This window comes from Cognatishimia sp. (assembly GCF_964229375.1).
Lineage (GTDB): Bacteria > Pseudomonadota > Alphaproteobacteria > Rhodobacterales > Rhodobacteraceae > Cognatishimia.
The window spans coordinates 1-18,841 of sequence record NZ_CAXREH010000192.1; the positions used below are offsets into that span (position 1 = coordinate 1).

Below are 18,841 nucleotides of genomic sequence, written 5' to 3' on the forward strand. Positions count from 1 at the left end.
GCAAAACGTTCGACCTTTTTGTCGATCCGCGGGATCGCGGCCATCAACTCTCGGCTATAGTCTTTGCTGGGCTGGGTCAGGATCTGCTTGGTCGGGCCGTGTTCGACCATGCCGCCATAGCGCAGAACATAGACGTAGTCGCACATTTCGGCCACGACGCCCATGTCGTGCGTGATGAGAATGATCGCGATGTTGTCTTGTTTGGCCAGCTTTTTCAGCGTGTCCAGAACGGCTTTTTGTACGGTCACATCCAGCGCCGTGGTGGGTTCGTCCGCGATAATCAGGTCGGGTCGGGCACAGATCGCAATGGCAAAGACGATCCGTTGACACAGGCCACCTGACAGCTGATGCGGGTACTTCGACAGCCGGTCCTCGGCCTCGGGCACTTCGGCCTGTTCCAGCAGTTCGATGGCATAGGCGCGGGCAGCCTCGTCGCTTTTGTCCGTGTGGGCCTGAATGGTTTCCATCAGCTGCTCGCCAATGGTCAGCACGGGGTTCAGGGCCGTCATCGGGTTTTGATAGATATAGCCGATGCGCTTGCCCCGGATCGGGCCAAAGCCAGCTTCGGGCAGATCACTGAGGGACTTGCCCTCGAGTGTCACGCCGCCGCTTTCGATCATGGCGTTTTCGTCCAAAAGCCCAAGCGCTGTCTTGCCAATGGTGCTTTTGCCTGCGCCGCTTTCCCCTACGACGCCGACGATCTGGCCGCGATGGATGTCAATCGAGATCCCCTTCAGAGCGCGAAAGATCTCGCCGTCTGACATGGGATAGGCAATGGTCAGGTCTTTGATAGAGATAAGGTTTTCCATCGACTTAGTCCTTTGCACGCAAATAGGGGTTGGCATGGTCGCGCAGGCGATCTGAGACGACATTGATGCACAGCACCATCGCCACCAGGACCAGGCCTGGGAAGATGCTGATCCACCATTTGCCCGACAGCAGATAGTCGTTGCCATTGGCGATCAAAAGGCCCAGCGACGGTTCGGTGATCGGCACGCCGACCCCCAGAAACGATAGGGTTGCTTCGGCCCCGATTGCGCCTGAAATCGACATGGGAAGGACCACCAACACGGGCGAGATTGAGTTCGGCAGCAAAAAGCGGGTCATGATGCGGAAGTCCGACAGACCGGCAAGGCGCGCGGCGTCGATGTATTCCTTTTTCATCTCAGACAGTGCCACGGCACGCACCAGCCGCGCTTTAGACGCCCAGGCCCCAATGATCAGCGCATAGATGACTTTATCGACGCCGGTGCCAAAGATCGCCAGCAACATCAGAGCCAGCAGAATGCCAGGAAAGCTGATCTTGAGATCGACGGCGCGCATGATGATGGTTTCGACCCAGCCGCCCCGAAGGGCTGCCAGCAGGCCCAGCAGAACCCCGATGGCAGAGCCGACCAGCACAGCGGTGAAGGCCACAAACAACGAGATCCGCAACCCGTACATCACGCCGCTGAGAATGTCGCGCCCCAGCGCGTCGGTGCCCAGCACACTGTAGGTGCCATCAAACAGCGTCGAGCCCGGCGGCAGCAGCCCGTCCAGAATATCCAGTTTTGCCAGATCATAGGGATCCTGCGGTGCAATCCACGGCGCGAGGATTGCGACCAAAACAAACATCGAGATACCGATAAGGCCAACAACGGCCATCGGGTGGCCCTTGAAAACTTTGCGGAAGCGCTCCCAACGGGTTGGTTCAGGCTTGTCCGCTTTAGGGGTCAGGTCTTGGTCCAATGCCGCCTCCATCATGTGTACCGAATGCGCGGATCAAGCAGCGCATAGAGAACGTCGACTACGAAGTTGATGACCACAAACATCAACACGATCAGGATCAGATAGGCCACGACGACGGGCCGGTCTGCGTTGTGAATGCTGTCCAGAAGCAACTTGCCGATGCCGGGCCAGCTGAAGACCGTTTCGGTCACCGTTGAAAAGGCGATCAAACCGCCTAGTTCCAGCCCCGTGATCGTCACGATCGGGATCAGGATGTTGCGGGCCAAGTGGCGGCGCACCAGACGGGCGCGTGAAATTCCTTTGGCGCGGGCAAAGGTCATATAGTCCTGAAACATCACCTCTTGGGTGCCAGAGCGCGCCAGTCGGGTTTGCATACAGATCTTATAGATCGCCAGATTGACCGCCGGCAGGATCATATGGCTGAGGCCATCCAGATTGAGGAAGGACACAGGGATGCCGAACAGCATCGTTGTGTCTCCACGACCTGAGGCGGGCAGCCACCTAAACCAGACCGCGAAGACCAGGATCAACAAAAGCGCCTGCCAGAAGTTGGGGATCGAATAGCCCACGGTTGTCATGAAACTGATGGACTTGGTCGAGCGCTTTTTCCGGTTAAGGCCGGAATAGATGCCCATCGGAACACCGATAATCAGCCCCAGACCGATGGCCAGAAAGGCCACTTCAAGCGTTGCGGGCAGGCGTTCGATGATCAGGTCCATCACCGGTCTGTTATAGACAAAGGACGTTCCAAAATCGCCGCGGGCGACATTGGAGAGGAAGCTGAAATACTGAACCAGCAGCGGGCGATCCACGCCCAGTTCTTGGGCCAGTGCGATGCGATCTTCTTCGGTAAAGTCATCGCTCGCAAGAACGGCGACCGGGTCCGAGACCACATACATGCCAAAGAAAACCAGAACGGACATAATCAAGACCAGCACGCTGCTTTGACCTAGCCGTCTGAGGACGAAACTCAGCATTTCCTATGCTCCATGTGTGAAAGAAACCCGCGCGAACATGCGCCCTCGCGGGTGAGGGAGGGTGTGTTTACTTCTTAGAGACCATGAAGGCGCTGGTGCGCTCGTCCTGGCGGCCATCAACGGTCAGATCCGCTTTGTGGGCCCAGAGCGAGTGGGTGTAATAGACTGGAATACCAGGCAGATCCGCCATCGCGGCAACCATCGCATCGGCCACAAACTCATTCGCTTTGGCTTCATCGGTCTCTACGGCCCAAGCTTCCATCGCGGCATCAAAGGCCGCGGAGGAATAGTTGGAGTAGTTCGAAGAGCCCAGACCCAGGTCTTTGTTGCGAGACGCAAAGGCAAACGAGATCATCTGTGCCGCGCCCTGAGGGTGACCCCAGCCATAAAAGAACGCGCCCATGTCACCTGCACGGCGGGCTTTTGCAAAGACCGACCAAGGCTGGGTGTTCAGCTCGACATTGATGCCGATGCGGGCCCAGTACTGTGCCAGTGCCTGCGCCACGCGGGTGCCGCCGGGATAGCGATCAGAAGGCGCGTTGAAGGTCAGCGTGAACCCGTCGCCATATCCGGCATCTGCAAGCAGTTCTTTGGCTTTCTCTGGGTTATATTCCAAAGCGGGCATCTCTGGTGCGCCTGCGCGATAGGCAGGGGCAAACTGGTTCGCAACCGTCGCGTTGCCGCCAAACAGACGGGATGTAATGGCCTCGCGGTTAATCGCCAGCGACATCGCCTGACGCACGCGCACATCTGCCAGTGGAGCCGAGCCGTCAGGGGCCGAAACACCGTTCGCACCCTCTGGATTGACATCCAGAACCACGAACATGGTCCGCCACGCCGGTTTTCCGGTGAACGTGTAGTCGTCGTTGCGATCCAGCGCCGAGATGTCTTCGGCGGTCGGGTTCTCGATCAGGTCATAGTCGCCAGCCAGCAATCCCGCGAACCGTGCGCCAGAGTTGCTGACAGAGGAAATCTCGACCCCATCCCATTTGGCCGGAGCGCCCCAATAGTCGTCGTTGCGCGTCATCTTGGCGAATTCTTTTTCATAGACCACGTGTTTGTATGGCCCTGTGCCAATCGCCGCGTCGCCGTTTTCAAAATCGTCGCGTGTTGGATAGGCTGTGATACCACAGTCGCCCTCGGCGTCGTATTGGATCGGCCCGTCAGGCACATCCGCGCCGGAGGCTGGCAGGACCGACAGGAACTTCATCTTTTGGATCCACAGCGGATATGGGTTCGCCATGTCAAAACGCACGTTGTAATCATCTACGGCAACAACGTCCGTCAGCGGCCCCATCGAGCTGGTCAGCAGGTTCCGTTTGCCGTCAATTTTGAACATCATACGGCAGGCAGAATACACCACGTCCCGCGCAGTCAACGCGTCGCCATTGTGGAACTTTACGCCTTCACGCAGGTGCACTGTTAGGCTTGTCGGGCTGTTCCAGGTCCAGCCGGTTGCCAGCAGTGGCGAGTCATCATGCGCCACGAGTGCTTCGTAGATGTGCTCTTTATAGCCAGCCGTGGTCGCGCCGCCAAAGGGATATGGATCGACGGACCGCGGTGCGGAACTATAGGCCATACGCAGTACGTCGGCCTGCGCTGCGCCACTAAGAGCAACGGTCGCAACCGCCGCCAGGGTGGTTAGTGTTCGTTTCATGAACTCCTCCTGTCATGCATCTGTGTATCTGAAGTGTGTGTGTCGCGGGCTGCAACATAGTCTTTGAAGTCACGCAGGATTGCGGCGCAATCTGCTTTGACCCTTAGAAAATTTTCGTTCCGGGCGCGGGTGGCCTCGTCCATGTAAAGGTCGCGCCGCAGCTCGACTTGAAAGATGTGCTGGTCCAGCTCGGGCCAGCCATAGCGCAGGGTGACTTCGCCCCCGGCAAACCGTTTGTTGATACCGACCTCATAGCCGCGCGCCTCAAACAGTTCGGCCATTTTGTCAGACAGATCCGACGCGCAGCTTTCGCCGCTGCGGGTGCCAATGTCGATCTGCGGGCGCTCTTTGCCGCCGCGCAAAGCAGTGTCAAAGCGGGTCATCGAGTGACAGTCGATGATATAGGCCCGACCATGTGCGGCGCGGGTCTCTTCTACCAACTGCGTCATCGCCTGATGATACGGAATGAAATAGCGCGCCAGCCGCGCCTTGGCTTCTTTGTGGGTCAGTTTGCGGTCATAGATGTTCAGACCGTTGGTGATGGACCAAAACAGGGTCGCGCCCGCCTGAACAGAACCTGGCAGCAGGCGGCCATACCATTTGCCAGCTTCCAGCATGTTTTCGTCGATGTCGTGCTGATGGCGGTTAACGTCCACATAGGATCTTGGGAAATTCGCCTTGATCGAAGAATACCCCAAATCCTTTGAGTCCGCGAAAAGTTCATCGACGTATTTGTCCGATGGGAAATCCAGCTGCTCTGGTGTCAGGCGAGAGTCGGCGCCAAAGTCATCTGGGTAAATGCTGCCAGAGTGGGGGAAGGAAAGCACAAGCGGCGAGTCGGTGCGATGGATCTCGACGACATCGTGGCGTTTGCCTTGGCTTATGAACTGAGGGGTGTTTGACATGAGTCTTTCGTTTCGAATCTGATTTTCACAGGTTGGGAAACGCTAGCATGTGAAAACTGCATCAAAAATCTTATGATAGATTCTAAGAGATCCATAAGTTTACGTAATGGAGTTTCGGGGTGTTTCTATCTCAGAAACCTATGCCTCTATTACTTAGACTAATAACATTCCGGCGCGGTTTTGCCTGATTTACAAGGGCGAAAACTGACAAGGCTCCGCGTTATGAAAATCTGTATCCTGCACATCGGCCATTCAGAACCGGGCGCCGTTTCGGCGCATCGCCCCTCGCCTGAACGCTTCCGCACAGCTCTTGCACCGCATTTGCCGACAGCAGACTGGACAACGATCAGCGCCGTTTTGGACGATCTGCCTGACCCAGAGGCGTTTGATGCTTATCTCATCACTGGCGGGAAGTATTCGGTGTTTGAGGATCTGGACTGGCAGCACCGTTTCCTTGAGTTCATCACCACGCTGATCAAGCAAGAAATCCCGCTGATCGGCATCTGCTATGGCCACCAAGCCATCGCCAAAGTCATCGGCGGCACGGTCGAGCGTTCTCCCAAAGGCTATGGTGTCGGCCTGATGCCCGTGAATGTTGTTGCAGAGACCGATTGGTCCACAGTATCCGACACGCCTTTGATGTTGCATGCCATGCATCAGGATCAGGTGACGTCGGTCCCAGAGGGTGCCGAGATATTCCTGAGCAGCGATTTTTGTCCGATCAGCGGCTTTTCCTATGGCACCTCGGTTCTGGCGATCCAGCAACACCCCGACTTCACGGCCGCGCTGAACCGGGATTTGATTGAAAAACGCATAGACCGCATTGGTCAATCAACCGCCTCTGAGGCCTTGGCGTCCCTAAGCGGACGCGATGACACGGAAGCAAGCGTGGCTTGGATGGCCAAGTTCCTGCAATCGGCGCTGTCACGCCGCTTCGCATCTGCTGGCTGAGAGCTAACGGAACTGCGGGATTGGGAGCCGGCCTGATCGGCTCCTATCTGCCGTCTTAAACCCAGCCATCGCTGACGCTCCAATTTTCCACACAACTAATCCCTGTTGGTGAACCCCTTTTTAGGGGCACCTCCAGCTGATCCGTTTCTACCGCTCTTGCCAGAGAGGTGGCGTTTTCGTTGCGAAGTGTTTGAAAATCTCATAAAGTGAAATTCGATTTCACTATGCGAAATGGAAGGGCGAAGTGAATAACTTTTTTAAATGGGGTGCTGCGGCCGTGTTGGCTTTTGCTCCAAATGCATCAGCGGCGGAAACGGTCCTTATTTTGGGTGAAGCCGGTCCGAACCGCGGCGCGCGTGCTGCGGCCACCAAATGGTTTGCCGAGCAGGTTACAGAACGGTCCGGTGGTGATTTGAAAGTTGAGATCCAGTGGGGCGGCGCGCTTTTTAAGGCCAATGCAGCGGTGCAATCCATCGGAGATGGTGTTGCGGATCTGGGAACTGTTATTGGTGTTTATTACCCACAAGAACTCGTATCTTACGGCATCGCGGATCTGCCGCTGGACAACCCAGATGCGTGGGTTGGCATGCGCGCCACGCATGATCTGATGACAAACTCTTCACAGATGCAGTCTGCGCTGGCGGATCTGAATCTGGTTTATCTGGGCACCTATACCACCAGTCAGGTGAATATCGGTTGTAAGGATGCGGCGATCCGCACGGCGGATGATGTGGCCGGACTGAAGGTGCGCGGCGTTGGGGCTTATGGCAAAGTCTTTGGTGATATGGGCGCCGACATGGTGCGGATGTCTATTTATGACGCCTACCAAGGTTTGGATACCGGGCTGATCGACTGCTCGCAGGGATATTCCTATGCTGTGTCTGCGCTTAAGCAAGGCGAAGTCATGACAAGCTACACCCTGTTGAACTGGGGCCAGGTTGGTGGCGTCGGCAACGTGATGAACAAAGACATGTTCGACAGCCTGTCCGATGAACATCAAGCCATCCTTCTGGAAACCGGGTCTGACATGGTGGACTATTTCGGGCGTCTGCTGACCACTGCTAATGCCAAGGCGATCGACGCGATGCGCGAGCAGGGTATCGAGATCATCGAAATGGCGGACACAGAACGCGCCAAGCTGCTGGAAAGGGGCGAAGGGTATCTGTCTGACTGGGTTCAGCGCGCCAGCTCGCAAGGGCTTGATGGCGAAGGTCTGCTGACGGAGTATCGCGCGTTGATTGCGAAATACACCGCTGAGCGTGACGAAAACGGCTATCCCTGGGCCGAATAATCATGTTGGGACGCTTCGAAACTCTGCTGCTTGCGCTGGCTGCTTTGGCGGTCTTCGCAATGGGCCTGATTATCAGTGTGAACGTCGTTTTGCGGCTTTTCGGGGTGTCCCTTCCGGACAGCGTGGTCATCGTGCAGGAGCTGATGGTGTTGGCCATCATACTCCCTTTGGCGGTGGTCACGCGGCTGCGCGAGCATGTCAGTGTCGAGGTTGTCTCGAACCTAATGCCGGGCGGCTGGCAGCGCTGGCTTCGGGTGTTGGGCTGGATCGTGGGGCTGTTTGCGCTTGGCGTGCTCACTTGGGCCGGAACGCGTGAATTCCTCAAGGTCTGGGAAAGCGGAAGCTTTTATTTCGGGGACCTGTCGTTGCCAAAATGGCCCGGGCGATTGGCCTTTGCTGTTGGCATGGCCGCGGCAGTTCTGCGGTTACTGCTGGTTCTTAAAGACGACCTGCTGGGCGTGATGAAAGACTGATCAATGGATCCTACTGTACTTGCGATAACGGCATTCTCAGCCGTCCTAATTCTGCTTGCCTTGCGGGTGCCGATTGCGTTCTGCTTAGGTGGCGCAGCGGTGATCGGCAGCTTTTTGTATTTCGCCTTTCGGACCGGCAGCTTCGCGCCAGAGCGGGCCATCAACCCGACGCTGTCCATGGCCTATTCCAACAGTTTTGACCTTGTTCACAGCTATAACCTGTCGATGATTCCACTGTTCATCGCGTTGGGGCACGTGGCTTATCACGCGGGCTTTACGACAAATATTTATCACGCCGCCAAAGTTTGGCTGGTGCGGATGCGGGGTGGCGTCGCGATGGCGTCGGTTGTTGGGTGCGGCGGTTTTTCTGCCATTACCGGCAGCTCGATTGCCTGCGCCTCGACCATGGGCCGGATTTGCACGCCCGAGATGATGCGCATGGGTTATGACGAAAGGCTTGCGACCTCTTCAGTGGCGGCAGGTGGTACGTTGGGGTCGCTGATCCCACCGTCGGTGCTGTTCATCATTTATGGGATCTTTACTGAAACCTCGATTTCCAAACTGTTTCTTGCAGGCGTCCTTCCGGGGTTGCTGAGCCTGTGCGGCTTCCTGCTGGTGATCTATGTCTGGGTGAGCTTGCGCCCCGAGATCGCGCCTGCAACGGGAACCTCCTACAGCGCTGAAGATCGCCGCCGCGCGGCACGGGATGCCTGGCCTGCGATCTTGCTCTTTGTGGTGATTGTCGGTGGGATTTATGGCGGCGTCTTCTCGGCCACCGAAGCCGCAGCGGTATCGCTGGCGATTGCCACGGCCGTTGGCTTTGCGCAGCGCAAACTGACATTGAAGCAAATGGTCGACAGTCTGAAAGAGACCTGTGTTCAGACCGCCTCGATCTTTATCATTGCCGCCTGCGCCAAGATCTTTGTAGCCTTTGTTGCGTTGACTGGTGTGTCCAATGACATCTTGACGCTGGTGACAGAGGCAGAGCTGAGTGTCTTTTGGCTGCTGGTTGCCATTGCTTGCATCTATCTGGTGTTGGGCATGTTTCTTGATCCGATCGGGATTATGGTTCTGACCCTGCCCTTGATGGTGCCACTGGTTGAAAGCTATGGGCTGAACCTGATTTGGTTTGGCGTTGTGGTGATCAAACTGCTCGAGATTGGCTTGATCACACCGCCCGTTGGTCTGAATGTGTTTGTCATCGCCAATGTGGTTGGTGACAAGGTGGCCTTGCACCGGATCTTTGCCGGTATCTTCAGGTTCCTATCCGTTGATATGATCGTGTTGATTTTGATCATTTCCTTCCCCACCATATCCTTGGTTTTGACGGGGGGATGACATGACGGATCGGAAATTCGCGAATACACTGGCGCGGGGCATGTCGCTGCTGCGCGTTTTTCGGGTCAGTGATGACGGGTTGACCCATTCCGAGCTGGTTGAACGGTCTGGCCTGGCTCCGGCGACGGTCACTCGGCTGTCCTATACCCTGTGCGAGATCGGCTATCTGACCCAAACGCGAGGCGTGTTCCGACTGGGGCCGGCGACGCTGGCGCTGGCATCGGTGGCATATTCCGGCACGTCCTTTCTGGATCTGGCCGACGCGCCCATGCGCGACCTGGCCAATCAGACCGGCACTCTGACCCTGATGGCAGTCGTAGATGGCCGCGCGATGTCGCTGGTCAAGACCTGGCGACCAGAAGGCGCTGCTTCGCTTTGGCTTGAGACGGGAAATCGTGTGCCTTTGGCCGGATCATCAACTGGGGCGGCCTTTCTTGCGGCCTTAAGCCAAGAGAAGTTTGACGCGCTGGACCCCGACGATCTGTTGCGCTCCCAACGCGAGAAAGCTTTGCAGGATCTGTCGACGCTTGGCTTCACCCATATCCTGTCTGCAGAGCGCTACACCTCTAAAATCAACGCTGTGGCCCGTCCTTATTTCTCCAGCAGCTTTGGCGCGCCGGTCGTCTTCGCGGCGGGGGCCGTTGCCGCAGAGCTGGATGAACGCAAAATTTTGGAAGAGGTTGGCCCCGCCTTGCGCGACGCTGTTGCCGATCTCGAAGAAGCGACCGGGACAGCCCTGTCCCTCGGTCAGGCAAGGTAAGTGAAGATGACGATCCATTACGAAAAACGCGGCGATATCGCTATTCTTCAGGCGGATAACCCACCGGTGAATGCGCTTGGTATCGACGTGCGCGCTGGTCTTGTTGCCGGTCTTGAGCGGGCGACACAGGAAGGCGCTAAAGCGCTGCTGATTTATGGTGCGGGGCGCACATGGTTTGCAGGTGCCGACATTCGCGAGTTTGGCAAGCCGCTCAAAGATCCGATCCTGCCTGACGTCTGCACCGCTATTGAGGCTGCAAGCATCCCCGTAGTGGCGGCGCTGCATGGTACTGTGTTGGGGGGCGGGCTCGAGGTGGCTTTGTCCAGCCACTTCCGCATCGCAGTGCCGGGAACCCGGCTTGGTCTGCCCGAGGTCACTTTAGGCATTCTTCCCGGCGCGGGCGGAACGCAGCGTTTGCCGCGCCTGACCGGGTTTGAAAAAGCGATCGAGATGATCACCTCTGGCAAGCCAATCAAAGCCGATGAGGCCAAGACGTTGGGGATCATAGATCGTGTTACCGATGGTACGCCGCTTGAGATTGGTCTGGCCTATGCGCAAGAGTTGGTGGATCAGGGCGCCACGCCGTGTCCCGTCGGGGCCTTGCCAGCGCCAGATCCGATTGATTTTGATGCGGCCCGGGCCAAGGTCGAAAAACGCGCCCGAGGACAGCTGTCACCCGTGACCGCCTTTGACGCCGTGCGCGCAGTCTCCCAGATGGGCTTTACCGAAGGTCTCGGCGAAGAGCGCAGGCTGTTTCAATCCTTGATGAAAACCATGCAGCGGGAAGGCCTGATCCACGCATTTTTTGCCGAACGTCAGGTGTCAAAGCTGCCAGAGCTGGCGGGGGTCGCTCCGCGCGAGCTTGATGTTCTGGGGGTGATTGGCGGCGGTACCATGGGGGCGGGGATCGCCACCGCTGCTTTGCTTGCGGGTCTGCAGGTGCGGATGATCGAGATGTCAGAGGCCTCTGCCGAGGCCGCAAAAGGGCGGATCGCGGGCAATCTGCAGGGCGCGCTTAAGCGCGGTAAGATCAGTGCCGAGGCCTTTGCCCAGATGACTGAAACCGCGCTGAGCTGCACGACCGAATATGCCGATCTGGCGGATGCAGATATCATCATCGAAGCCGTCTTTGAGGACATGGATGTCAAAAAACAGGTCTTTGCCGCGATTGATGCTGTGGCAAAGCCCGATGCCATTCTGGCGTCAAACACCTCGTATCTTGATATCAACGAGATGGCCGCTGGTATGTCTCGCCCGGCCGATTTCATCGGCTTGCATTTCTTTTCACCGGCGCATGTGATGCGCCTGCTCGAAGTGGTTGTCGGCACGCAGACCGCGCCTGATGTGGTCGCCACAGGCTTTGCGCTGTCCAAACGGCTGGGCAAGGTGGCGGTGCGGGCCGGGGTTTGTGACGGGTTTATCGGCAACCGCATTCTCAGCACCTATCGCACAGCAGCGGATCATATGATTCTGGATGGGGCGAGCCCGTTTCAAATCGATCGGGCGCTAGAGGCGTTCGGGCTGGCGATGGGGCCATTCGCTGTCTCGGATCTTGCGGGTCTGGACATTGGCTGGGCCAATCGCAAACGCCTTGCCCCGACACGTGACCCACGCGAACGGGTGCCGACATTTGCCGACAAGCTTTGTGAAGACGGGCATTTCGGTCAGAAAACCGGGCGTGGTTACTACATCTACGAGGGTCGCACCAAAACCGAAAACCCCGATGTCCTGCCTCTGATCGAAGCAGAGCGCGCGGCGTTGGGGCTGCGTCCGCACAGTTTTACTGACGAAGAGATCGTTGCACGTTACATGGCCGCGATGGTCAACGAAGCGGCGAAAGTCGTCGGCGAGGGAATTGCGCGCAGGCCGCTTGATGTCGATGTGACACTGCTCTTTGGCTACGGCTTTCCGCGGTATCACGGTGGCCCATTGAAATGGGCGGATATGCAGGGGCTGCCGGGGATCCTGAACACTATCACCGAGCTTGCGGCGCAAGATGCGTATTTCTGGCAGCCAGCCCCACTTTTGCAGCAACTGGTGGCCGAGGGCCGCGACTTTGACAGCTTGAACAAGGAAGCATCATGAAACAGGCGGTTATTCTGTCCGCAGGCCGGACCGGACTGGCCAAGTCCCATCGCGGGTCGTTCAACCAGACCCATGGGGTTACCATGACAGGCCATGTGATCCGCGAAGTGGTTGCCCGTTCGGGGTTAACGTCGGACGAAATCGAGGACGTCGTCATCGGAGTCGGCTATCCCGACGGCGAGACCGGCAGCAATGTGGCGCGACAGGCGGGGTTCAAGGCTGGCTTGCCTAAAACCAGCTCGGGCCATGTGGTCAGCCGGTTTTGCGCAAGCGGCTTGCAAGCGGTCGCGGCGGCGGCTGGGGCCATCGCGCAGGGTGCCGGTGTACAGGTTGCGGGCGGCGTTGAAAGCATCTCGATGGTTGTCCCCAAGGTGCGCCGCGCGCCCGAGCCGGGTTTGCTGGCCGACATGCCAGAACTGTATCACTCGATGATCGAAACGGCGGATCTGGTGGCCGAGCGTTATGGCATCACGCGCGAGGCGCAGGACGCCTTTTCGCTGGTGTCTCAGCAGCGCACGGCGGCGGCGCAACAGGCAGGGATTTTTGCCGAAGAAATCATCCCAATGCAGACCACCATGGCGGTGAAAGATCGCGAAACCGGCGAAATCTCGACTCGTGAGGTGACGGTGGACCGGGACGAGTGCAATCGCCCGGGCACCACACTGGACGGTCTTGCTGGGCTGCAACCTGTGACCGAGGGGCGCTTTGTCACCGCGGGCAATGCCAGCCAGCTGTCCGATGGGGCTGCGGGTCTCGTGATGATCGCCGAAGACGAAGCCGAACGCCGCGGTCTGTCCCCGATGGGGGCCTTCAAAGGGTTTGCTGTTGCGGGGTGCGGCCCAGAAGAGATGGGCATCGGGCCGGTGTTTGCCGTGCCGCGCTTGCTGGAGCGTCATGGTCTGTCTGTTGACGACATTGATCTGTGGGAGCTGAACGAAGCCTTCGCAAGTCAGGCGGTGTACTGCATGGAGCGGCTCAACCTTGATCCTGAAAAGGTCAACGTCAATGGCGGCTCGATTTCGATTGGCCACCCGTTTGGCATGACAGGCGCGCGAATGACCGGCCATTTGCTGCGCGAAGGCCAGCGGCGCGGTTCCAAGTGGGGCGTTGTCACCATGTGCGTCGCCGGCGGCATGGGGGCTGCGGGCCTCTTTGAAATTTATTGAGGTATCCCATGGAGTTGTCTCTTTCCCCCGATGATCAGGCCTTTCGTGCAGAGCTGAAACAGTTCTTGTCAGAGGCTTTGCCACATGAGCTGAGTGAAAAGGTGCGCAAGCATCAGTCTCTTTCAAAATCGGATTATGAATACTGGCATGCAAGGCTGAACGAAAAAGGCTGGCTGGCGGTAAACTGGCCAAAGTCCTTTGGCGGTGCCGAAATGTCGGCGACGCAGCGCCATATCTTTGAAGAGGAATGTGCGCTGGCCCATGCGCCGCGGATTGTTCCTTTCGGACTATCGATGCTGGCGCCGGTGCTGCAAAAATTCGGCAGTGCCGAGCAGCAGGCCCATTGGCTGCCCCGTATCCTGAGCGGCGAAGACTGGTGGTGTCAGGGATATTCAGAGCCCGGTGCGGGTTCCGATCTTGCGGCGCTTAAAACCCGCGCTGAACGGGATGGCGACCACTATGTGGTGAACGGCCAGAAAACCTGGACCACACTGGGCCAGCACGCCAACATGATCTTTTGTCTTGTGCGCACGGACCCTGCGGCCAAGAAACAGGAAGGCATCTCTTTCTTGATGATTGATATGTCCGCGCCTGGCATCGAAGTCCGCCCGATCCGGCTGATCGATGGCGGCGCCGAGGTGAACGAAGTGTGGTTCACCGATGTTCGCGTGCCCGTGGAAAACCTTGTGGGCGAGGAAAACAAGGGGTGGACCTATGCTAAGTATCTGCTGACCCACGAGCGGACCAATATCTCGGGCATCGGGTTTTCACGCGCTGGGTTGGCCGCTGTCAAACGTATTGCCGCCCGAGTGAGGGACCGGCATGGCACGCTGAACGATAACCCGTATTTTGCGGCGCGTGTGGCCCAGGTCGAGATTGACCTGATGGCCATGGCCGTCACCAACCTCAGGATCGTCTCAAAGGCTGCGGCGGGGCAGGCACCGGGGCTTGAAAGTTCCTTGCTGAAGATCAAGGGCACCCAAATCCGGCAAGAGATCACAGACCTTGCCCGCCGCGCAGTTGGGCCTTTGGCGCAGGTCTTTGCGTCTGAGGCTGTTGCGGGCTCTAACACCGAGCTGCCTGATGCGCTGGACGCAGGACATGTGGCGGCGAGCTATTTCAACAATCGAAAATTGTCGATCTTTGGCGGCTCTAACGAGATTCAGCGCGAGATCTATTCCAAAGCGATCCTGAAGGACTGACGCCATGTTCGATCTAAGCGAAGAGCAGACCATGCTCCAAGATATGCTGGCCCGGTTCTGGTCCGGTCCAGCGGAAACACAGACCTGGGATGCGCTGGCAGATCTGGGCGTCATCGGAGCCTGTTTTCCTGAGTCACATGGCGGGTTTGGCGGCACGGGCCGCGATATCGCAGTGGTTTTCGAAGAGCATGGCCGCGCCTGTGCAGCCGAACCGCTGATTGATATGGGGCTTTTGCCGGGAATCCTTCTGCGCGCGGCGGAGCAGGATTTAAAGCCGCTGATCGCTGGCAAAACACGTTATGCGCTGGCCCATGGCGAGGCCGCATCGCGCTATGATCTGGATTGGGTCGAGACACGGTTCGATGGCACGTTGTCTGGCGAAAAGACCGTCGTTGTTGGCGCAATGACAGCCGACAAGATCCTTGTGACCGCCCGCCATTCCGGTGTTGCGGGCGACGCGGCAGGCATCGGACTTTATCAGGTCGACGCAGGTGCCGCGGGTCTGACCTCAACGCCATATCGCACGGCAGATGGCGCGCAGGCCGCGGATCTGAGCTTTACTTCAGTGTCAGCCACTCCGGTGCTAACCGAGGCCTATCCCGCTTTGCAAACCGCATGGGCCGCCGGAGCGCTTGCGCAATCGGCGGATTGCCTGGGCGCAATGGCGCAAGCCGCGCATATGACGCGGGAATATCTTACCACGCGCCAGCAATTTGGCCGCCCGATTGGCAGCTTTCAGGCGTTGGCACACCGGTTGGCGGATATGATGCTGGCGGTGGAGCAGGCGCGGTCTGCAGTGCTGATGGCGGCGGCGGCTTTCGATACAGCCGAGCGTGATCTCAACATCGCTGCGTGCAAAAATCTGATTGGTCGCATGGGCCGTCAGGTGGCCGAGGACGCCATTCAGATGCATGGCGGCATCGGTATGACCGAAGAATACGCGCTGGGGGATCTGGCCAAACGGATCACCATGGCAGACCATCGGTTTGGGGATACCGACCACCATCTTACGGCCTTTCTTGACCTAAGCGGAGCAACGTCATGACCGCAAGGATCGAAGAAACCGACAATGCGATCATCGTCTTTAACCGCGCAGAGAAACGTGGCGCGTTGTCACCAGAATTCTACGAAAAAATAGTTGAGGGTGCGGCCCTGGCTGCGAAAAAACGCGCGCTGGTTTTGACCGGGCAGGGGTATTTCTGCGCCGGAGGTGATCTGGAAACGCTGAAACAACGCGCAACTTTGCCCTATTCCGAACGACGCGCCAAAATCGAATTGCTCAACGAGGTTGTGCGCGCGATCCGCGCGTGCCCAGTGCCAACCATCGCGGCGGTCGAGGGGGGCGCAGCCGGGGCGGGTCTGTCGCTTGCGCTGGCTTGTGATTTTCTTATCGCGGCAAAAGGCGCGCAATTTGCCGCGCGCTACGTCAATGCCGGGCTGACACCAGACGGAGGCCTGACAGGGTCACTGTCCGAAGCACTGCCACGGCAATTGGCATCAGAAATGTGCCTTTTGGGACGCCCTCAAACCGCCGAACGCCTGCACAGCTTGGGCGTTGTTAACACGCTCACTCCAGAGGGCGAGGCGATGACCGCCGCCCGGGCGTTGAACCAAGAGCTGTCTGAAGGGCCGCGCGTTGCACAGGAACGGATTTGCACCCTTTTGCGTGAGGCGCATGCGCTGTCGATGGAGCAAGTCCTTGCACGTGAAGCTGATTACATGGCCGCCGCGCAGGCCGGGCCCGAGGCCCAAGAAGGCATTTCCGCCTTTCTTGAGAAACGCAAAGCGAGGTTTGTCTGATGGCGACATTTGAAACACCACTGACGCGCCGCTTGGGAATCAAGACGCCCATTATCGCGGGCGGGCTGATGTGGCTCTCGAACGCAGACTATGTCGCAGCCGCGGCGCATGCGGGTATTATCGGGTTCATCACAGCGGCCTCTTTTCCAGAAGACGACGCCTTGCGCGCGGAAATCGCCCGGGCGCGTCAGCTGTGTGATGGCAAACCTTTTGGGGTCAACGTCTCTATGTTGCCGAAACTTGTCCCCGGGGAACGTACCGAAGACATCTTTCGCCTGATCGCGGGCGAAGGCGTGACCGTGATCGAAACCTCGGGCCGCAACCCGGCGGCCTATATGGACTTGCTCAAGGATCTGGGCCTGACGGTGATCCACAAGGTGCCCGCCGTGCGCTTTGCGCTTAAGGCAGAGGCGCTGGGGGTCGATATGGTGTCGATCGTCGGGGCCGAATGTGGCGGCCATCCGGGTATGGATATGGTGGGCAGTTTTGTGAACGCCGCCATGGCAGGACGTGACTTGCAGATCCCTTTCCTGATTGGCGGCGGTGTCGGTCACGGCGCGCAATTGGCCGCGGCACTGTCGATGGGGGCAGCAGGTGTGGTGATGGGGACAAGGTTTCTGGTCGCGGAAGAATTGCCCGCCCATGAGGACTATAAAGCGGCCATTTCAAATGCCACCGAACGTGACACAGTGCTGACCATGCACAGCGTTCGCAACACCGTCCGCACGCTTGCCAATGACACCACCGCCGCCGTCGCACAGCTAGAGGCCGAGAACCCCAACGTCACAATTCAAGAGCTTTTGCCGCTTGTCTCCGGCAAGATCGGTCGCGACGCGTATCGGACCGGAAATGTGTCAAAGGGGCTTTTGTCAGCGGGGCACGCACTTGGCCTCACCCGCGCCATTGAACCGATGGCCGATATCGTCCGCGAAATCGAAGAGCAGGCCCAAAACGCTGTCGCAGCGTTGAACCAAACTATGTCCAAAGTGCAGGTGGCATGATGAATATCAACGAGGCCCTGAGCGCACAGGCGCAGACGCGACCAACTGCGTCAGCCCTGACAGATACGCTGGGACACGAATGGAGCTTTGCAGATCTTGAAAAGGCTGCGGACGATCTGGCAGCAGAGCTGAAAACGCGCGGTGTTCTGCCTGGTGACAGGGTTCTGATGTTGTTGGAAAACTGCGCGCCCGTCGTCGCTGTGATTTTTGCGGCGACGCGCATCGGGGCCGTCGCCATTCCCATCAACGCCCGTCTTTCAGACGCAGAGGTGGATCGAGTGATCGCCCACGCCACACCAGCGGCCGTTCTGACCACATCACAGGTCTCGTCCGAAGCTGCCGCGCATGCCGACAGATTGGGAGCTGAGACGATCTCGGGCAGCTATGGAAATCTGGATTGCAAAGTGTTGGAAAACGATCCAGATCCCGACCTGTCAGACGTTGGCGTGATCCTTTACACCACAGGCACAACGGGTGTTCCCAAGGGGGTTATGCTGACCCATGACAACCTGATGTTCGCTGGCGCTGCATCGCGCGATGCCCGTGATCTTTGCCCCGACGACAAGGTTTTCGGTGTTCTCCCCATCAGCCATGTCTTTGGTCTGGCCTCGGTCGTCATGGCCTGCACCATCGCGGGCGCCTCGGTCCGGCTCGAGCCACGATTTACCGCGCAGGGCCTTTACACGGCGCTGCAAGAGGGGATCACTGCGCTGTCTGCCGTGCCACAGATGCTGGCCAAGCTGATGCATTACACGGCCACCAAAGGCTATGACAGTTTGCCCAATTCTGCACTGCGCTATGTCTCGTCCGGTGCGGCCCCATTGGATATCGACTGGAAACGCCGCACCGAAGCGTTCTTGGGCCTGCCTTTGCAAAACGGCTATGGCATGACCGAAGCCACAGCAGGGATCTGCCTGACCCGCCATACCTCTAGCACGGATGATATCTCGGTCGGTCCACCGCTGCCCGGGGTCGAATTACGCATCGATACCACCGCGCCTGGCAGTCAGGACGATGTCGGAGAGGTGCAACTGCGCGGGGCCAACGTGATGAAGGGCTACTTCCGCAACACCGAGGCAAGCGCAGAGGCGTTTACCAAGGATGGCTGGCTGCGCACCGGTGATCTGGGGGCATATGACGCGCAGAAGCAACTGCACATCAAAGGCCGGTCAAAAGAGCTCATCATCCACGGAGGGTTTAACGTTTACCCACCAGAGGTAGAAGCGGCGCTAAACGATCATCCGAAAGTCATCCAATCCGCTGTCATCGGACGTCAGATTGACGGCGATGAAAAGGTTTGGGCCTATGTCGAAGTATCCGCCGAGGATCGTCCAACCGAACAAGAGTTACTGGAGAGCCTGTCCAGAACCCTTGCCGCCTACAAACGCCCGTCCCGCATCGTCATGACCGAGAAACTGCCCGCCGCAGCGACGGGCAAGATCCTCAAGCATTTGTTGCACAAGATTCCAGAGTAACGTTTGGCGGGTGTTCTGTGGCGATGCCGAAG

17 protein-coding genes are annotated in these 18,841 nt (G+C 58.2%); 12 read left to right on the forward strand and 5 right to left on the reverse strand.

Annotated features, from left to right (window positions below):
- The 5 genes from ACEQWH_RS14195 to ACEQWH_RS14215 all read right to left on the reverse strand — a co-directional run.
- The coding region (locus tag ACEQWH_RS14195; RefSeq protein WP_370231903.1) for an ABC transporter ATP-binding protein at positions 1 to 809 on the reverse strand (809 nt) is incomplete at its 3' end.
- Positions 810 to 813: 4 nt separating this feature from the next.
- A complete protein-coding gene (locus tag ACEQWH_RS14200; protein ID WP_370231905.1) occupies positions 814 to 1,728 on the reverse strand; it encodes an ABC transporter permease in 915 nt (304 codons plus the stop codon).
- An 11-nt stretch (positions 1,729 to 1,739) separates the two neighbouring features.
- Positions 1,740 to 2,705 (reverse strand): ABC transporter permease, encoded by a 966-nt coding sequence (locus tag ACEQWH_RS14205; RefSeq protein WP_370231907.1) that lies wholly within the window; start codon positions 2,703 to 2,705, stop codon positions 1,740 to 1,742.
- Between the two features lie 67 nt (positions 2,706 to 2,772).
- A complete protein-coding gene (locus tag ACEQWH_RS14210) occupies positions 2,773 to 4,362 on the reverse strand; it encodes an ABC transporter substrate-binding protein (protein ID WP_370231909.1) in 1,590 nt (529 codons plus the stop codon).
- Positions 4,359 to 5,267: an N-formylglutamate amidohydrolase gene (locus ACEQWH_RS14215; RefSeq protein ID WP_370231911.1), complete on the reverse strand. Its 909-nt coding sequence runs from the start codon at positions 5,265 to 5,267 to the stop codon at positions 4,359 to 4,361. Before ACEQWH_RS14215 ends, ACEQWH_RS14210 begins: the two co-directional genes overlap by 4 nt.
- A 222-nt stretch (positions 5,268 to 5,489) precedes the next feature.
- On the opposite strand from ACEQWH_RS14215, the gene ACEQWH_RS14220 reads away from it, so the two are divergent.
- The 12 genes from ACEQWH_RS14220 to ACEQWH_RS14275 all read left to right on the forward strand — a co-directional run bounded on the left by ACEQWH_RS14220 (position 5,490) and on the right by ACEQWH_RS14275 (position 18,809).
- Positions 5,490 to 6,218 (forward strand): type 1 glutamine amidotransferase, encoded by a 729-nt coding sequence (locus ACEQWH_RS14220; protein WP_370231912.1) that lies wholly within the window; start codon positions 5,490 to 5,492, stop codon positions 6,216 to 6,218.
- Between the two features lie 244 nt (positions 6,219 to 6,462).
- A complete protein-coding gene (locus ACEQWH_RS14225; protein ID WP_370231914.1) occupies positions 6,463 to 7,509 on the forward strand; it encodes a C4-dicarboxylate TRAP transporter substrate-binding protein in 1,047 nt (348 codons plus the stop codon).
- A gap of 2 nt (positions 7,510 to 7,511) precedes the next feature.
- Positions 7,512 to 7,982: a TRAP transporter small permease gene (locus ACEQWH_RS14230; protein WP_370231916.1), complete on the forward strand. Its 471-nt coding sequence runs from the start codon at positions 7,512 to 7,514 to the stop codon at positions 7,980 to 7,982.
- 3 nt (positions 7,983 to 7,985) lie between these two features.
- Positions 7,986 to 9,320 (forward strand): TRAP transporter large permease, encoded by a 1,335-nt coding sequence (locus tag ACEQWH_RS14235; protein ID WP_370231918.1) that lies wholly within the window; start codon positions 7,986 to 7,988, stop codon positions 9,318 to 9,320.
- 1 nt (position 9,321) lies between these two features.
- Positions 9,322 to 10,080 carry an IclR family transcriptional regulator gene (locus ACEQWH_RS14240; RefSeq protein ID WP_370231920.1) on the forward strand — a complete coding sequence of 253 codons (759 nt, stop codon included), beginning with the start codon at positions 9,322 to 9,324 and terminating at the stop codon, positions 10,078 to 10,080.
- A 6-nt stretch (positions 10,081 to 10,086) separates the two neighbouring features.
- Entirely contained in the window at positions 10,087 to 12,165 is a 2,079-nt protein-coding gene (locus tag ACEQWH_RS14245) for a 3-hydroxyacyl-CoA dehydrogenase NAD-binding domain-containing protein (protein WP_370231922.1), read from the forward strand.
- Positions 12,162 to 13,331: an acetyl-CoA C-acyltransferase gene (locus ACEQWH_RS14250; RefSeq protein WP_370231923.1), complete on the forward strand. Its 1,170-nt coding sequence runs from the start codon at positions 12,162 to 12,164 to the stop codon at positions 13,329 to 13,331. The genes ACEQWH_RS14245 and ACEQWH_RS14250 overlap by 4 nt, the downstream gene beginning before the upstream one ends.
- Before the next feature lie 8 nt (positions 13,332 to 13,339).
- Positions 13,340 to 14,533, forward strand: coding sequence for an acyl-CoA dehydrogenase family protein (locus tag ACEQWH_RS14255; protein WP_370231925.1), 1,194 nt, complete (start codon positions 13,340 to 13,342; stop codon positions 14,531 to 14,533).
- A gap of 4 nt (positions 14,534 to 14,537) precedes the next feature.
- A complete protein-coding gene (locus tag ACEQWH_RS14260) occupies positions 14,538 to 15,578 on the forward strand; it encodes an acyl-CoA dehydrogenase family protein (RefSeq protein WP_370231927.1) in 1,041 nt (346 codons plus the stop codon).
- Positions 15,575 to 16,333: an enoyl-CoA hydratase family protein gene (locus ACEQWH_RS14265; RefSeq protein WP_370231929.1), complete on the forward strand. Its 759-nt coding sequence runs from the start codon at positions 15,575 to 15,577 to the stop codon at positions 16,331 to 16,333. The genes ACEQWH_RS14260 and ACEQWH_RS14265 overlap by 4 nt, the downstream gene beginning before the upstream one ends.
- Positions 16,333 to 17,334: an NAD(P)H-dependent flavin oxidoreductase gene (locus ACEQWH_RS14270; protein WP_370231931.1), complete on the forward strand. Its 1,002-nt coding sequence runs from the start codon at positions 16,333 to 16,335 to the stop codon at positions 17,332 to 17,334. The genes ACEQWH_RS14265 and ACEQWH_RS14270 overlap by 1 nt, the downstream gene beginning before the upstream one ends.
- Positions 17,331 to 18,809, forward strand: coding sequence for a class I adenylate-forming enzyme family protein (locus ACEQWH_RS14275; RefSeq protein WP_370231933.1), 1,479 nt, complete (start codon positions 17,331 to 17,333; stop codon positions 18,807 to 18,809). Before ACEQWH_RS14270 ends, ACEQWH_RS14275 begins: the two co-directional genes overlap by 4 nt.
- The last annotated feature ends 32 nt before the right edge of the window (positions 18,810 to 18,841 follow it).

Bases quoted from the DNA above. Each gene is read 5' to 3' on its own strand.
- ACEQWH_RS14245 (WP_370231922.1), top strand. From the start codon at position 10,087: ATGACGATCCATTACGAAAAACGCGGCGATATCGCTATTCTTCAGGCG.
- ACEQWH_RS14250 (WP_370231923.1), top strand. From the start codon at position 12,162: ATGAAACAGGCGGTTATTCTGTCCGCAGGCCGGACCGGACTGGCCAAG.
- ACEQWH_RS14215 (WP_370231911.1), bottom strand. From the start codon at position 5,267: ATGTCAAACACCCCTCAGTTCATAAGCCAAGGCAAACGCCACGATGTC.
- ACEQWH_RS14265 (WP_370231929.1), top strand. From the start codon at position 15,575: ATGACCGCAAGGATCGAAGAAACCGACAATGCGATCATCGTCTTTAAC.
- ACEQWH_RS14255 (WP_370231925.1), top strand. From the start codon at position 13,340: ATGGAGTTGTCTCTTTCCCCCGATGATCAGGCCTTTCGTGCAGAGCTG.
- ACEQWH_RS14210 (WP_370231909.1), bottom strand. From the start codon at position 4,362: ATGAAACGAACACTAACCACCCTGGCGGCGGTTGCGACCGTTGCTCTT.
- ACEQWH_RS14230 (WP_370231916.1), top strand. From the start codon at position 7,512: ATGTTGGGACGCTTCGAAACTCTGCTGCTTGCGCTGGCTGCTTTGGCG.
- ACEQWH_RS14205 (WP_370231907.1), bottom strand. From the start codon at position 2,705: ATGCTGAGTTTCGTCCTCAGACGGCTAGGTCAAAGCAGCGTGCTGGTC.
- ACEQWH_RS14270 (WP_370231931.1), top strand. From the start codon at position 16,333: ATGGCGACATTTGAAACACCACTGACGCGCCGCTTGGGAATCAAGACG.
- ACEQWH_RS14275 (WP_370231933.1), top strand. From the start codon at position 17,331: ATGATGAATATCAACGAGGCCCTGAGCGCACAGGCGCAGACGCGACCA.
- ACEQWH_RS14240 (WP_370231920.1), top strand. From the start codon at position 9,322: ATGACGGATCGGAAATTCGCGAATACACTGGCGCGGGGCATGTCGCTG.
- ACEQWH_RS14235 (WP_370231918.1), top strand. From the start codon at position 7,986: ATGGATCCTACTGTACTTGCGATAACGGCATTCTCAGCCGTCCTAATT.
- ACEQWH_RS14260 (WP_370231927.1), top strand. From the start codon at position 14,538: ATGTTCGATCTAAGCGAAGAGCAGACCATGCTCCAAGATATGCTGGCC.
- ACEQWH_RS14220 (WP_370231912.1), top strand. From the start codon at position 5,490: ATGAAAATCTGTATCCTGCACATCGGCCATTCAGAACCGGGCGCCGTT.